Origin of the sequence: Haemophilus paraphrohaemolyticus (assembly GCF_002015045.1) — a bacterium.
Classification (GTDB): Bacteria; Pseudomonadota; Gammaproteobacteria; order Enterobacterales; family Pasteurellaceae; genus Haemophilus_A; species Haemophilus_A paraphrohaemolyticus.
On record NZ_MUXX01000005.1, the window covers coordinates 26117 to 40969 of the forward strand.

The following is a 14853-nucleotide window of genomic DNA, read 5'->3' on the forward strand; positions in this document are numbered from 1 at the left end:
TTCTCTTTATGGAGAAATTATATGAAAGGAAGCGACAACTTGTGTCGTTTGCGAATGTTGAAAGCGGTTATTTTTAAAGATCTTTTACAAATAAGATTATCCTTATTGCAATATGTATATTTATCTGGTTATATATACATGTAAGTTATTAAGGAAAATAATATGAATAACCAAAACCCGATTGAAATTTACCAAGCTCAAGATGGCACAACGCAAGTGGAAGTGAGATTTGAAAATGACACCGTTTGGCTAAGTTTACAGCAAATGGCTGATTTATTTGGGCGAGATAAGTCCGTTATTTCACGTCATTTACGCAATATCTATACTGATAGCGAGTTAAATAGAGAAGCAACTGTTGCAAAAAATGCAACAGTTCAAATTGAAGGCAAAAGACAAATTAATCGAACAATTGAATACTATAATCTTGATGTAATTATATCTGTGGGTTATAGAGTTAATTCTATTTTAGGTACTAAATTTAGAATTTGGGCAACTGCACGTTTAAAAGAATATCTTACTCAAGGCTATACCATTAACCAAAAACGTTTACAGCAAAATGCTCACGAATTAGAACAAGCACTTGCGCTTATTCAAAAAACGGCAAATTCAGCGGAATTAACGCTAGAAAGTGGTCGTGGATTAGTGGATATTGTCAGCCGTTATACGCATACGTTTTTATGGCTACAACAATATGATGAAGGTTTACTTACCGAACCACAAACACAGCAAGGCGGTACATTACCGACTTATGCTGAGGCCTATTCTGCACTAGCAGAGTTGAAATCACAGCTGATGGCAAAAGGTGAAGCAAGTGATCTGTTTGGACGTGAACGAGATAATGGCTTATCTGCGATTCTAGGCAATTTAGATCAAAGTGTATTTGGTGAACCCGCTTATCCAAGCATTGAAGCAAAAGCAGCGCATTTACTTTATTTTGTTGTCAAGAACCATCCTTTTTCAGATGGTAATAAACGTAGCGGTGCATTTTTATTTGTAGATTTCTTACATAGAAATGGGCGTTTGTTTGATCATAATGGGCATCCAGTTATCAATGATACCGGGCTTGCTGCACTCACGTTATTAGTTGCCGAATCTGATCCGAAACAAAAAGAAACGCTCATTAGGCTTATTATGCATATGCTTAAACATAAGCAAGATAAGTAATGATAAATAGCGACCGAAGTCGCTATTTATTTAAAAAGTGCGGTCGATTTTCTATGATTTTTTAATTTTCTCCAATAACTCAGCGACCACTTTCGGAACGCCCTCACCCGCTTTTTCTTTTATTGCAATTACTTTCTTACAAACAAATCCTGTATTAGGATTTGGATCGATCAAATAGATAAGTGAACCATATGGAGCAAGATTTACCAATCCATTAGCTGGATAAACTTGTAATGACGTACCAATAACAATCACAATATCTGCCTTTTTCACTAACTTTTCTGCTTTAGGAAACATGGGTACATTTTCCCCAAAAAAGACTATATGTGGACGCATTGGATGACCGTGATTATCCTTATCCTCTAACAGTTGATCACCCAAACATGGAACAATGTAATCGGTATTAAAACTACTGCGCGCTTTATTCAATTCACCATGTAAATGGAGTACGTTAGTACTTCCCGCTCTCTCATGTAAATCATCAACATTCTGGGTAATTATATGAACTTCATAAAACTCTGCCAATTCAACCAAAGCTAAGTGTGCAGCATTAGGCTCTGCAGCTTGAGCATTACGACGTCGTTCATTATAAAACGCCAATACTTTTGCACGGTTTTTCTTTAAGGCTTCAGGCGTGCAAACTTCTTCTATTTTATGTCCTGCCCATAAGCCATCTTCCGCTCTAAAAGTAGGAATACCGCTTTCGGCACTAATGCCAGCACCCGTTAATACTACGCAAATTGGTTTCTTTTCCAAAGTCATTTTTCAGGCTCCTTTTTGTCCTAAAATTTCATCAACCTGTCTATCTCTTCCCATCATACCTAAAATATTCCCTGCTTTATAAAGGGGTTGATAAGTATAGCTTTCAATATGCAAGAATGGCTTCTCTGAAAGGCGTTGGAAATATTGTTTTAGCTGTGATTTTGAGCGTAATAACACGTCATATTCCGCTTGAATATGAGCACACATTGCTTCAATACGCATTTTAAATTCATCACTGAGATAAGGGCTGATAATTAAATAGACCGTTTTCTGTTCGGTTGCTGTTTCATCCGCATAAACACATGCCAAATTAAACACTTGCCATTTATAGCGATCTGTAAAAGCACCAATGATTCGACTTTGTTCCTCATTTTCAACTTGCACAAGTGCGGCTGATTTTTTTAAACAATCCTGCAAAATGTCACTTGGTGTAAAAGGGCCGCAATCTAAGTAAGAGAGAACACAGTTCCAGTTAGCAAATTGTTCAGTACCAAAATGTAAGTGTTTACCCTCGAATTTATCCGCCCCATTTTTAGTGCGATCATCAATTAAATAATCACCTTGGTTCAGGTTTTTATGGTGAGATAAAATTAACCGCTTGTATAATGCCGAGCCTTTTGCTTCGCCGAAATAACGTTGAATCCATTTTACTTTATCACTCCAAGCTGATGGATTATGCCAAGGAGCGGTAGAAAGTGCGTAAATATGGTATTTTTTTATCAATTTATGAACGGCAGAAATGGCGTTTGGCATGGGTTCCATTAAGCTAAAAATGCCCTCAACTTCATCATATCGCCCTTCATACTCTTGCTTGGTTTTCTCATCTAATTTTGCAATACCAGACGGGAAATCAACCATCACATTATCCATATCAATATAAACAATTTTCTTCATTTTAATGCCCTCTCTGTTGATGGCTTAATGATAAAAGATGAAGCGACAATTTATGTCGTTAGGCATTTTCGTCTAAATAAGTACGGTCAATTTCTTGATAATCTTTACCAATTCGGTTGTGCTTCTTGGCATCAGGAGTGCCGATTTGAGTGCTTGTATTTTTAGATTTTCGGCTTACTCACCATTATTTCAATCACTTGTCTATCCGTATACTGCATACTTCGGCTGGCAATCGCACAGAGGTTGTTGATTGAACGGTCGATTTGGTGTTCGACAATCCCTTCATTGCCTGTGACTTGCGTATTATCTAATGCCATTAAAATCGATTTATAGCTAGAAGTTACGCTGGTAGAAACCTTCATTGCACAACTGTTGGCTGCACCGTCGCAGATGATGCCACTGATATCGCCGATCATACTGCTGATAGCCATACTAATCGCATCGAAACTCTCGGTAAGCAACCACGCCACGCCCGCACAACTTCCCATTGCAGCGGTTGTTACCGCACAAAGGGCGGAGAGTTTAGGCAGTTTACTGTGAATATAAATTGCCATCAAATGCGAAAGGAATAAGGATCGAATGAGCTGTTCTTCACTTGCGTTAATATGGCGAGCGACCACTACCACTGGCATCGTGGCGGTAATGCCTTGGTTGCCAGAACCTGAATTACTCATTGCTGGTAAATTGGCCCCCCCCATACGAGCATCACTTGCGGCTGTGGTTTCAATCACAATGCGGTTAAGCAAATCATCGCTAATCAAACCTCGCCCAATCTGCTTTTGCAAGGTTCGCCCAATATGCAAGCCGTAATCGACTCGCAAGCCTTCTTGTGAAAGGGCGGAGTTCAGCTCGGCAGCACGTTGAATAAAGCGGATTTTGTCTAACACCACGCTCATCGAAAAATCGAACATATCTTTGGCAGTCAGTTCTGAAAAGACACAGGGCGCATTGCCACTATCCACCAAACAAGGTACAGAGAAAAGCACCTCGCCATTTTTTTCAATGTAAATCACGTTGGTATGATGGGCGGCAATGCGAACAGTTACACTCTCATCTCCCGCAAACAGGGTCGCTTCCGAATACAAAATATGCTCGGTATCGAAAATCGCCACATTTACCAAATGTTGGCTCATCATCTGTTTGGCTTGTGCCACTTGCTCGGCAGAAATGTTTTTCAACACCTCTAAGCCTGCTTGGTGATCGCCACCAATCGCCCCAATTGCCGCAGCCATTGGCAGACCAACCGTGCCCGTATTCGGCACGGTTACCCCCATTCCGTTTTTCATTAAATTGGGCGAAACTTTTGCCTCAATACGCTCAGGCATTTTGCCTAAATAATAACGGGCGGTTGCTGAGGCTAACGCCAAAGAGATCGGCTCCGTACAACCCAACGCAGGCACAACTTCTTCTTGCACAACACGTAAAATATTTTGTTCGGTGGTGGAATCAAAGGTTCTCATCGTTTTCTCTTGCTTATAAAACACACAACTAAAAAATTAAAATGAACTTCATTTTGCTAAACGGGTCTTATTGTACAGTTTTTTTCATTATGATTAACCCTCATTTCCCCATTTAAGGACAAAAAATGAAACCATTAAAAGCACTATTAGCCCTTGCTGTTGCAATGACTGCAACCTCTTCTTTTGCTGAAACAACAAACCCACTTGCCACCTTTAAACAAGAGGCAAAAACGGCGATTAACAACGAACTTTCTTCAGCGAAAAAAGCGGTTACCCAAACTGAAACTTCAGCAGCAACCGATATGAGCAAAATGAAAAATGCGGTTGTAGAAAAAGCAAAATCGGAAGTAAAAGCGGTCAAAAATGATGCAAAAACAGCACGTGAAACGTTAAATTCAGTAAAAACGGAAGCAACAGAAAAAGTAGATGCTGCTAAATCTGCAGCGAAAAATACCGTAGCAAAAGCAGAAAAAGCAGCAAAAATTAATATCAACAAAGCAGATGCCGCAACGTTACAAAAATTAAGCGGCATTGGTGAAGCAAAAGCTAAAGCGATTGTTGAATATCGTAATAAAGTGGGAAAAATCAAAAATGCGGCAGAATTAAGCAAAATCTCAGGCATTGGCAATGCAACCATTGAGAAAATCAGCCCATATTTAACGTTCTAACCTTATTCAAAATACGATAAAGACCTCACAAGCGGTACATTTTTTGCGGAGATTTGCAAAATTTATACCGCTTCTTTCATAGGTTAATCATCTAGTGAGCATTACTGCCAATGATTTTGCCCCTTTGAAATCAACTTTACCAGATCCCAACAATGGAATTTCATCAACCAACAGAACTCGACTTGGCAACATAATTGGTGGCACTCTGAGTGATTTAATTCGCGCATTGATTTCCTCTAAACTTAGTGCCGATTTCACCAACAAGACAATGTTCTCACCTTTTTTATCATCTTCCACCGCAACTGCGACAAATTGATGTTCATCATTTAGCACTTGAGCGATATTTTCTTCAACCGCACCAAGGCTAATCATTTCACCACCTATTTTGGCAAATCGGGAATAGCGGTCGACAATGGTCACAAAGCCATTTTCATCAATATGCCCTTTATCGCCCGTTTTGTAATAACGCACGCCATTCAGCTCGACAATCACTTCTGCCGTTTTTTCTGGATCATTCAAGTAACCTTTCATTACCTGACCGCCACCAATCAGAATTAAGCCATCTTCACCCACAGGCAATTCTTCCAGCGTATTTAGATCGACAATTTTTATGATCGTACCTGGCAATGGCATACCCACAGAGCCCACTTTATTGAAGCTAAACTCTTTTAACGTATCTGGGTCGAGAATATTCGGCATATTCACGCTTGCCACTGGGGTGGTTTCGGTTGCACCATACCCTTCGTAGATCTCTAAACCAAATTTCAAGCGGAACGCTTCTTTCACATCTGGTTTGAGTTTTTCCGCTCCTGCAATCACCATTCGGACACTTTGAAACATCAACGGATGAAGTTTTTTGTTACGCATATATAAGCGGAAGAAAGTTGATGTGCCAAACAGGATACTGACGTTATGTCTTGCACACATTTTACCCACTTCTGCCCCATCGGTCGGGTCAGCAACGCTTACCATTTTAATCCCTTCGCAAAGTGGCAATAAGGTTGTAACCGTTAAGCCAAAAGAGTGGAAAATTGGCAATGAATTTAAAATCACATCCTCTTTGTGGAAATTAAGTAATTCACTTACTTGTTTGATGTTGGTGAGTAAATTTTTATGGCTAATTTCAATGCCTTTCGGGTCGCCTTCACTACCACTACTAAATAAGATTACTGCGGTATCATTTAAGCGAATTTCCTCAAAATGCATCAATTTAATCCACCACACTGGTGCAAATAATGCAGTGAGCATCGCTTTCACTTTTTCACCTTTGGTAAATTGTTTTGCAATTTCATCCGCTTGTAATAACTTGCCTATCAACACTTCATCGAAACAGAAGCCTTTTGCGTTTAATTTATTGAGGAATTTCTCGGCTGAAATCACGTGCTCAACTTCAGCTTTCACAAGTGCTTTTGCCATCACTTCAGGGCTTAGCGTATAGTTTAGATTAACAGGCACTTTGCCGATAATCATCAACGCCATATTCACAATTGCTCCAATCGCGGAGCTTGGTAACAACACGCCCACGTTTTTCACATCACCAAGTTGTGTTTTCAACGCCTTACTCATCAATAACACTGCGGTAATGAATTTCAAGTTGTTGAGTTTTATACCTTGACTATCCATCACGCACTCTTTAAACAAATTCGCTTTTGCGTTATTAAGCCAGTGATGCGTAAGCGGTTTGCGTTTCTGCATCACTTTTTCCCACACAGAATAAGAGAGCTCCAGCACTTTTTGTTTCATCGCAGTTGCATCAATAAAGCCGTGAATTGGCTTACCGAATGCTACCAAGATTTCACGTTTGCCTTGGCGTTTGGTTAAGTTTTTATAGAAGCTATTCGCACGTGAGAAACTGCTGCCCCATAAGCCACGTAAATAAAATGGCACGGTGGTCACATTTTCTAAATCTTTTAAAACGTGCTCAAAACCTTTTTTGAACTCATTGATTTGACCGTTATAGCTAATATGACCTTCAGGGAACAACGCTACTACTTCACCGTTTTGAAGATATTTACGAATAGTTTCAATTGACTCACGGCTTGAGCCAGCCCCAATTGGAATGACTTTAAAAATGCGTAAGAACCAAGTGAGATACCATTTGTTGTAAATCGGACGGAACATCACAAATTTAATCGCACGTGGGCTTGCGGCTTGTAACACGAGCCAGTCGATCCAGCTGATATGGTTTCCTAGCAACAACACGCCACCACTTTGCGGTAAGTTTTTCAACCCTTCCACGTGGAAACGGTAGTTTGTTTTCAACAATGGTAATAACAACAAGCGGGTGAATAAGTGCGGAAGTTGCCACATTGCATAAAAACTGCCTAGCAAGCAAACCACTGATACGGTTAAGAATAAACCTGTGGTTGAAACGCTAAACTCTACAAATAGAATGCTAAGCAACAAGAAGCCAACCATAAAGACATTTTGCACAAAGTTATTGCCCGCCATAATTTTGCCGCTAATTTTTTCAGGGGCAAAATATTGGATGGTTGCATTTAACGGCACGATAAATAATCCACCGAAGAAACCAAATCCAAAAGAGCAAAGCATTAACATTGCGTTGTTTTGCACAAGCGTTAAGCAGAAAAGCGAAACGAAAATCCCTAATGCTCCAACGGGTACAATCCCAAGTTCAATGTGTAATTTTGATGCCTTGCCCGCAAGGCATGATCCTACGATTAAACCTAAGCCGCTTACCGCAAGAATGGCTTGGATGATAACCGCATTATCTGCGTTAAACAGCACTTTATAGTGTGCTGGGAAAGCCGCCACAATCACTTGCGATACGCCCCAGAACAGGCTTAACCCAATCACGCTTAACCAGATATTTTTATCTGCACGCAAGGTGCGGATATTATCGCGTAAGTAGCCTAGCGAAAGGTATTTCGACATTGCAAATTTTTCTTCATTTTCGACCACTTGTTGGCTGAAGAAAGGAATTTTGAAAGCAAAGAATGCTTCTAATGCACTAAATGCAACCAAAGCAACACCAATCCACCACACACTTTGCAGCACAGTATTCGGCTCACTTGAAGCAACATAATGGCTTTCAAATAAAATCGAAAATGCAAAAGAGCTAAACAAAATTGCCACAATGGTCAACGCTTGAACAACCCCATTCGCAAAACCAATGTTTTCCGTGCCTACAATTGATTTAATAATGCTGTATTTTGCAGGCGAATAAACTGCACTTTGTGCTGCGAGCACAAGGGTTAACGCAAAAGCAAGATAAAACTGCCCGATGAGATAACTCACTAAAATAGCCCCGCTAATACCAACGGCTACAAGGCTACTCCAACGAATCACTTTGGTTCTGCTGAATTTATCGTTAATAAAGGCAGATGGCGAGAAAAGGAAGATAAACGGCAATAAAATCATTGCGTTGATTAGTGCGGTTAACACCACCAAAGTGTTACCCTCAAAACTTTTGAGTAGCACATTTTGGATAGTGATTTTATGGGCAAGATCAACACTTGCATTTAAAAAGGCAATAGCTAAATAGGGCAAAAAGCCCGCGTGTTTTAAGAGTTTCATAATTGAATCTCCTGTTGATAAACCGCTAAGGTTTTCATATTAAGAAGGTAAGGTTTTACCACCAGCAATAAATCAAAAAGGTGTTTTAATCTTTCATCTTTTTGCTCATTTTCTTTAATGGCAGAAAGTGTGAGATCAACTTCTTGCACAGCTAATGTTTTTGCTGCTTGCAGGTAGCTATTTAACATCGCACGTTCCGCTTCATTACAACGGCAAATAATCGCTAAAATTTCTCGCTCTTTGCCCGTAAAAATGCCATTACGAGGGTTTAACAAGCCTTCATCTACCATTTGGTTTAAAGCCTGTTCAGAAATCTCAAACTCTTGGCAAAGCGATTCAGGCGAGAAGGTTTCGTTTTCTGCGCCCATAATAATGCCAATCAATGAAATCAAGCTCTCATAAGGGTTTTGCCAATCAAATTCAGAATGGGCAAACAAATCTTTGATTTGTGAAATAGAAGCATTAAAGTTAGTTTGCAGATATTTGATAAATGCCAACAATGACACACATCGTTCATCATAAAGATGAAAGTTCGGCTTATCTTTTACAGGTTCAGGCAACAATCCCTCTTTAACATAATAAAGAATGGTGGATTTCGGCGTTTGGCTTAACTTCACCAAATCATTCATTTTGAGCATAAAAGCTCCTTTTCATAAAATCGTATTGATTAAATTGGCTGCTATTTTAATCTCTTCAAAACAAAAGTAAAGAGTTACACTTTACACATTTAGTAAAATTTGCAAATTTATTTTGAAATTAAACCGCTTTTTTCTTGCTTTGCCTTGTATTCACCAAATTCAGCCCCATAACTGACAAATCTTAAATTAAATAGAAGGAACAAAAAATGGCATTAGATTTCAACTCAGTGAAATTCGACAGCGTAGAAGCAAAAGGTGGCTACGGTATTGGTTTACAAATTGGTCAGCAACTTTTAGGTAGCGGAATGGATGTGGATGCAGAAACGGTCGCACGAGGTATCTATGATGTGTTAAACCAAAACCCACCAGCATTAGATTTAAACGAAGTGACACAAGCACTTCAAACATTAAGCCAACGTGCAGAAGAAGCCCAAATGGCAGCATTCAAAGCGTTAGATGAAGAGAACAAAGCATTCTTAGAAGAAAACAAAAAAGCAGCAAGCGTGAAAACAACTGAAAGCGGTTTACAATATGAAGTATTAAGCGAAGGCACTGGCGAAACACCAAAAGCAGACAGCACCGTTCGTGTTCACTACACAGGTTCTTTAATTGATGGTACGGTTTTCGACAGTTCAGTAAAACGTGGCACACCAGCTGAATTCCCAGTAAATGGCGTTATCAAAGGTTGGACTGAAGCATTACAAATGATGCCAGTTGGCTCAAAATGGCGTTTAACCATCCCGCACGAATTAGCTTACGGCGAACGCGGTGCAGGTGCATCAATCCCTCCATTTGCAACATTAGTGTTTGAAGTAGAATTGTTGGATATTCTTTAATTTCTCCATAATTCATAAAGAAAGGCGAACACCATGTTCGCCTTATTTTTTACTTCTTCGCCCCCAAATAAATAGCCAACAGTGTTAAGCCCGTCCCATACCATTGCCATACATCAATCGGCTTATCTAAATAGAAATAGTCGATTAACAATGCTGCCACAGGTTCGGAAAGCAGCAACAAGCCCGTTAAGCTAAGCGACAACAACGGAATCGCATAGGCAATCATTCCCCACGCCATACATTGCATTACCACGCCGTAAACCACAATCCAGCCCCAGTCATCAAAATTTGAAAGAATAAAACAAGCGGTCATTTTCCTAATGCAATTTGCAAAATTGCTGAGAAAAATGACCGCTTTTAATTAAGAATTTATTTATTTCGTTCTCGTTCCTGTTTTAGTTTTTCAAGCTCATCTCTAGCTTCTCGCCATTCAGCAGATTTAGTTTCAAACTCACGTTTTGCATTATCTCTTGCTTCTTTTCCTGAATTAGAGGATCCAGCAAAAGTCTCATAAACAGCTACACCACCTTTCCAAAGTAAAGAAAAGAGGTCAATAAGAAGGTCATCACTCGTTTTTTTCATATATCTACCCATATTAGATAATTATGAGCGGCATTTTTTACACCAACTCTGATTAGTCGCAGAACCAGTATTAATTGTACGATAGCCAAATTTTTCTTGTAACTCTTGTGCTGTACGAGCTGTTTTGCCACATTTAGGGCAAGTATGAGGTAGATTAATTATACCTGACATAATTTCTTCTTTATAAGTTGTTATTCAATATGTTTTACTTGTTATGCCAATAACAAGTAAAAGAAGTATACTTCTTTTGAAAATCAGGCATAAAAAAACCCTCCAGCATTGCTGCTAGAGGGCTTAATATTGATTTGCTGATTAAGCTACTGCTTTCTCAACAACACGAACTAAAGTGTGTGCTTTTGTTTTTGAAACAGGACGACATTCCTTGATTTCAACTACATCACCTAATTTAGCTTCGTTGTTTTCATCGTGTACGTGTAATTTAGTTGTACGACGAATAAATTTACCGTATAACGGGTGTTTTACCGTACGTTCAATTGCAACAACAAATGATTTGTCCATTTTGTCGCTTACTACTTTACCTTGTACTGTGCGAATTTTATCAGTCATTACTCACCCGCCTTCTCGGTTAATACAGTTTTAACTTGTGCAATACTACGACGCACTTGTTTTAACTGGTGGGTTTGTTGAAGCTGACCGGTGGCTGCTTGCATACGCAATTTGAATTGTTCACCTAAAAGGTTTACTAACTCAGCATTCAGCTCTTCAACATTTTTGTTACGTAGTTCTTGAGCTTTCATTACATCACCGTCTTAGTTACAAATGTGGTTTTCATTGGTAATTTCGCTGCCGCTAATGCAAATGCTTGACGCGCGATTTCTTCAGAAACACCATCCATTTCATATAATACCTTACCCGGTTGGATTAAAGCTACCCAGTACTCAACGTTACCTTTACCTTTACCCATACGGACTTCTAATGGTTTTTCAGTAATTGGTTTATCTGGGAACACACGGATCCAGATTTTACCTTGACGTTTAACTGCACGAGTCATCGCACGACGCGCTGCTTCAATTTGACGTGCTGTTAAACGACCACGACCAACTGCTTTTAAACCGAATGTACCGAAGCTCACTTCAGTACCGCCCGCGATACCACGGTTACGGCCTTTGTGTACTTTACGGAATTTTGTGCGTTTTGGTTGTAACATTCAGTGATTCTCCTTATTTACGACCTTTGCCACGTGGCGCCTTTTTAGGCTGTGTCGCTGGTTCTTTTTCAGATTCGATCACTGCCGCCATACCACCAAGAATTTCACCTTTGAAGATCCACACTTTAACGCCAATTACGCCGTAAGTTGTGTGAGCTTCTGCAGTGTTATAATCGATGTCTGCACGAAGAGTATGTAGAGGTACACGACCTTCACGATACCATTCTGAGCGAGCAATTTCTGCACCACCTAAACGACCGCTAACTTCAACTTTGATACCTTTAGCACCTAATTTCATTGCGTTTTGTACTGCACGTTTCATTGCACGGCGGAACATAACACGACGCTCAAGTTGAGAAGCGATGCTATCTGCTACTAATTTTGCATCTAGCTCTGGTTTTTTCACTTCAGCGATGTTGATTTGTGCTGGAACGCCTGCGATTTTCGCTACTGCGTTACGTAATTTTTCAACATCTTCGCCTTTTTTACCGATAACGATACCAGGACGAGCTGTGTGGATAGTTACACGAATGCTTTTCGCAGGACGTTCAATAGTGATACGTGATACTGAAGCGTTCGCTAACTCTTTGTTTAAGAATTTACGTACTTTGAAGTCGCCGTCTAAGTTGTCAGCGAAATCTTGTGTATTCGCGAACCAAGTAGAGTTCCAAGGTTTAACAATACCAAGGCGAATACCATTAGGATGTACTTTCTGACCCATTGTTATTCTCCTACTGATTAACGATCTGATACAACCACAGTGATGTGGCTAGTACGTTTTAAAATACGATCTGCACGACCTTTTGCACGTGGCATAACACGTTTCATGCTTGGACCTTCATCAACGAAAATCTTAGCAACTTTAAGATCGTCTACATCTGCACCGTCATTGTGCTCTGCGTTCGCGATAGCTGATTCTAAAACTTTCTTCACTAAAGCTGCTGCTTTTTTGTTAGTGAAAGTTAAGATTTCTAATGCTGCAGAAACTTTTTTACCGCGAATTAAATCAGCAACTAAGCGAGCTTTTTGGGCAGAAGTACGAGCGTAACGATGTTTAGCTATAGTTTCCATCTTTTACCTCTTATTTCTTAGCTTTCTTATCTGCGGCGTGACCGCGGTATGTACGAGTCGGTGCAAATTCACCAAGTTTATGACCGATCATTTCGTCTGATACATAAACTGGAACGTGCTGACGACCATTATGGACTGCGATGGTCAAACCAATCATTGATGGAATGATCATTGAACGACGGGACCAAGTTTTAATTGGTTTTTTATCCCCGCTTTCCACCGCCTTCTCTACCTTCTTCAACAAGTGTAGGTCAAGGAAAGGACCTTTCTTGAGAGAACGTGGCATGGGTTATCCTCTTTTTAATGAATAAAATTATTTGCCACGACGACGTACGATGTATTTATCAGTACGTTTGTTGTGACGAGTTTTCTTACCTTTGGTTTGAACGCCCCAAGGTGTAACTGGATGTTTACCAAAGTTACGGCCTTCACCACCACCGTGTGGGTGGTCTACTGGGTTCATTGCAGTACCACGAACTGTTGGGCGTACGCCTCTCCAGCGGTTAGCACCTGCTTTACCAAGAACGCGAAGCATATGCTCAGAGTTACCTACTTCACCGATTGTTGCGAAACAATCAGCTAATACTTTACGCATTTCGCCTGAACGAAGACGTAAAGTTATATAGTTACCTTCACGTGCAATAATTTGTACGCTAGCACCCGCAGAACGTGCAATTTGACCACCTTTACCAGGCTTTAATTCCACGTTGTGTACAGTCGTACCAACTGGGATGTTACGCATAGGTAATGCGTTACCTACTTTAATTGGAGCTGAAGCACCTGCTTGAATCGTATCACCAGCAGATAAACCTTTTGGTGCTAAGATATAACGGCGTTCACCATCTTTATAAAGAACTAATGCGATGTTAGCAGAACGATTTGGATCGTATTCTAAACGCTCAACTACTGCTGGGATTTCTAACTTGTTACGTTTGAAATCAACTAAACGATAGTGTTGTTTATGACCACCACCGATGTGGCGAGTAGTGATACGACCTAAGTTGTTACGACCACCAGTTTTAGATTTGGTATCTAAAAGTGCTGCGAAAGGTTTCCCTTTGTGAAGTTCTGCATTAACAACTTTAACTACATGACGACGACCAGCGGAGGTCGGCTTACATTTAACGATAGCCATAGTTTTCTATTCCTCCGAATTACTCTGCCGCACCTTCAACGAAGTCAAGTGATTGACCTTCTTGAAGAGTTACATAAGCTTTTTTCCAGTCACTACGACGACCTGATTTTGCACCGTGACGTTTAGTTTTACCTTTAACAACCACTGTACGTACAGAATCAACTTTAACTTCGAAAAGTGCTTCAACCGCATTCGCAATTTCTACTTTGTTAGCATCTAATGCAACTTTAAATACGATTGTGTTACCTTTTTCAGCGTTGTTTGTCGCTTTCTCAGAGATATGAGGTGCTTTAAGCACTTTTAGCAAACGTTCTTGTTGAATCATGCTAGCATCTCCTCAATTTGTTTTACTGCATCAACAGTTACAACCACTTTATCAAAAGCGATTAAGCTAACTGGATCGATTGCTTGAACATCACGAACGTCTACTTTGTATAAGTTGCGTGCTGCTAAGAATAGATTTTCATCTAAGTTTGCAGTAATGATTAAAGCGTCAGTTAACGCCATCTCTTTTAATTTTTGTGCTAAAACTTTAGTTTTAGGTGCATCAATTTCGAATTTCTCAACAACCACTAAACGGTCTTGACGAACTAATTCAGAAAGAATGCTTTTGATTGCACCACGGTACATTTTTTTGTTCACTTTTTGGCTGTGATCTTGTGGTTTCGCAGCGAATGTGATACCACCTGAACGCCAGATTGGTGATTTGATGTCACCAGAACGTGCACGGCCTGTACCTTTTTGACGCCAAGGTTTTTTGCCTGAACCAGACACTTCAGCACGAGTTTTTTGTGCACGTGAACCTTGACGAGCACCTGCTGCATAAGCAACAACTACTTGGTGGATTAACGCTTCGTTAAACTCACGTCCGAAGGTAGTTTCAGAAACAGTGAGTGCGTTTGCACCAACAACTTGTAATTCCATCTCTATCTCCTAGA

The 14853-nt window shown here is 40.1% G+C and carries 20 protein-coding genes; 3 read left to right on the plus strand and 17 right to left on the minus strand.

What is annotated here, in order from left to right; translation table 11 throughout:
* Positions 1-162: 162 nt before the first annotated feature.
* Positions 163-1164, plus strand: coding sequence for a virulence RhuM family protein/type II toxin-antitoxin system death-on-curing family toxin (locus B0184_RS03960; RefSeq protein ID WP_005709205.1), 1002 nt, complete (start codon positions 163-165; stop codon positions 1162-1164).
* 51 nt (positions 1165-1215) lie between these two features.
* Here B0184_RS03960 and B0184_RS03965 read toward each other — a convergent pair whose 3' ends face one another.
* From B0184_RS03965 to B0184_RS03975, 3 genes are all read right to left on the minus strand, one after another.
* Positions 1216-1926 (minus strand): SIR2 family NAD-dependent protein deacylase, encoded by a 711-nt coding sequence (locus B0184_RS03965; RefSeq protein WP_005709204.1) that lies wholly within the window; start codon positions 1924-1926, stop codon positions 1216-1218.
* A gap of 3 nt (positions 1927-1929) precedes the next feature.
* Positions 1930-2820 (minus strand): 5' nucleotidase, NT5C type, encoded by an 891-nt coding sequence (locus tag B0184_RS03970; protein ID WP_005709197.1) that lies wholly within the window; start codon positions 2818-2820, stop codon positions 1930-1932.
* 161 nt (positions 2821-2981) lie between these two features.
* Entirely contained in the window at positions 2982-4280 is a 1299-nt protein-coding gene (locus B0184_RS03975) for an L-cysteine desulfidase family protein (RefSeq protein WP_005709240.1), read from the minus strand.
* A gap of 125 nt (positions 4281-4405) precedes the next feature.
* On the opposite strand from B0184_RS03975, the gene B0184_RS03980 reads away from it, so the two are divergent.
* Positions 4406-4948, plus strand: a complete 543-nt coding sequence (locus B0184_RS03980; protein WP_005709215.1) for a ComEA family DNA-binding protein — start codon at positions 4406-4408, stop codon at positions 4946-4948.
* 87 nt (positions 4949-5035) lie between these two features.
* Here B0184_RS03980 and B0184_RS03985 read toward each other — a convergent pair whose 3' ends face one another.
* Together B0184_RS03985 and B0184_RS03990 are read right to left on the minus strand one after the other, a co-directional pair.
* On the minus strand, positions 5036-8485 hold the full coding sequence (locus tag B0184_RS03985) for an acyl-[ACP]--phospholipid O-acyltransferase (protein WP_005709220.1): 3450 nt from the start codon (positions 8483-8485) through the stop codon (positions 5036-5038).
* Positions 8482-9123 (minus strand): MerR family transcriptional regulator, encoded by a 642-nt coding sequence (locus tag B0184_RS03990; protein WP_005709195.1) that lies wholly within the window; start codon positions 9121-9123, stop codon positions 8482-8484. The genes B0184_RS03985 and B0184_RS03990 overlap by 4 nt, the downstream gene beginning before the upstream one ends.
* Positions 9124-9329: 206 nt before the next feature.
* Between B0184_RS03990 and bamJ the strand changes: the two genes are divergently transcribed.
* Positions 9330-9959, plus strand: a complete 630-nt coding sequence (gene bamJ / locus B0184_RS03995; protein WP_005709225.1) for a BamJ family beta-barrel-assembly machinery protein — start codon at positions 9330-9332, stop codon at positions 9957-9959.
* Between the two features lie 49 nt (positions 9960-10008).
* Here the strand turns inward: bamJ and B0184_RS04000 are convergent, their stop codons facing one another.
* The 12 genes from B0184_RS04000 to rplD form a co-directional block, all read right to left on the minus strand.
* Entirely contained in the window at positions 10009-10308 is a 300-nt protein-coding gene (locus B0184_RS04000; RefSeq protein ID WP_332835004.1) for an EamA family transporter, read from the minus strand.
* A 20-nt stretch (positions 10309-10328) separates the two neighbouring features.
* Entirely contained in the window at positions 10329-10541 is a 213-nt protein-coding gene (locus tag B0184_RS04005) for a hypothetical protein (protein ID WP_005709193.1), read from the minus strand.
* A 21-nt stretch (positions 10542-10562) separates the two neighbouring features.
* On the minus strand, positions 10563-10712 hold the full coding sequence (locus B0184_RS10510) for a hypothetical protein (protein ID WP_005709229.1): 150 nt from the start codon (positions 10710-10712) through the stop codon (positions 10563-10565).
* Between the two features lie 141 nt (positions 10713-10853).
* A complete protein-coding gene (rpsQ, locus tag B0184_RS04010; protein ID WP_005706413.1) occupies positions 10854-11108 on the minus strand; it encodes a 30S ribosomal protein S17 in 255 nt (84 codons plus the stop codon).
* Positions 11108-11299: a 50S ribosomal protein L29 gene (gene rpmC, locus B0184_RS04015; protein ID WP_005706394.1), complete on the minus strand. Its 192-nt coding sequence runs from the start codon at positions 11297-11299 to the stop codon at positions 11108-11110. Before rpmC ends, rpsQ begins: the two co-directional genes overlap by 1 nt.
* A complete protein-coding gene (gene rplP, locus B0184_RS04020; RefSeq protein ID WP_005706445.1) occupies positions 11299-11709 on the minus strand; it encodes a 50S ribosomal protein L16 in 411 nt (136 codons plus the stop codon). Before rplP ends, rpmC begins: the two co-directional genes overlap by 1 nt.
* A gap of 13 nt (positions 11710-11722) precedes the next feature.
* Positions 11723-12430 carry a 30S ribosomal protein S3 gene (rpsC, locus tag B0184_RS04025; protein ID WP_005709211.1) on the minus strand — a complete coding sequence of 236 codons (708 nt, stop codon included), beginning with the start codon at positions 12428-12430 and terminating at the stop codon, positions 11723-11725.
* Between the two features lie 17 nt (positions 12431-12447).
* A complete protein-coding gene (gene rplV / locus B0184_RS04030; protein ID WP_005706427.1) occupies positions 12448-12780 on the minus strand; it encodes a 50S ribosomal protein L22 in 333 nt (110 codons plus the stop codon).
* Between the two features lie 10 nt (positions 12781-12790).
* Positions 12791-13066 (minus strand): 30S ribosomal protein S19, encoded by a 276-nt coding sequence (gene rpsS / locus B0184_RS04035; protein WP_005539416.1) that lies wholly within the window; start codon positions 13064-13066, stop codon positions 12791-12793.
* A 27-nt stretch (positions 13067-13093) separates the two neighbouring features.
* Positions 13094-13915: a 50S ribosomal protein L2 gene (gene rplB, locus B0184_RS04040; protein ID WP_005709198.1), complete on the minus strand. Its 822-nt coding sequence runs from the start codon at positions 13913-13915 to the stop codon at positions 13094-13096.
* A gap of 19 nt (positions 13916-13934) precedes the next feature.
* The gene (gene rplW / locus B0184_RS04045; RefSeq protein WP_005706434.1) at positions 13935-14240 is read right to left on the minus strand and encodes a 50S ribosomal protein L23; all 306 of its coding nucleotides are present in this window, start codon (positions 14238-14240) and stop codon (positions 13935-13937) included.
* Entirely contained in the window at positions 14237-14839 is a 603-nt protein-coding gene (gene rplD / locus B0184_RS04050) for a 50S ribosomal protein L4 (RefSeq protein WP_005706452.1), read from the minus strand. The genes rplW and rplD overlap by 4 nt, the downstream gene beginning before the upstream one ends.
* Positions 14840-14853 lie beyond the last annotated feature (14 nt).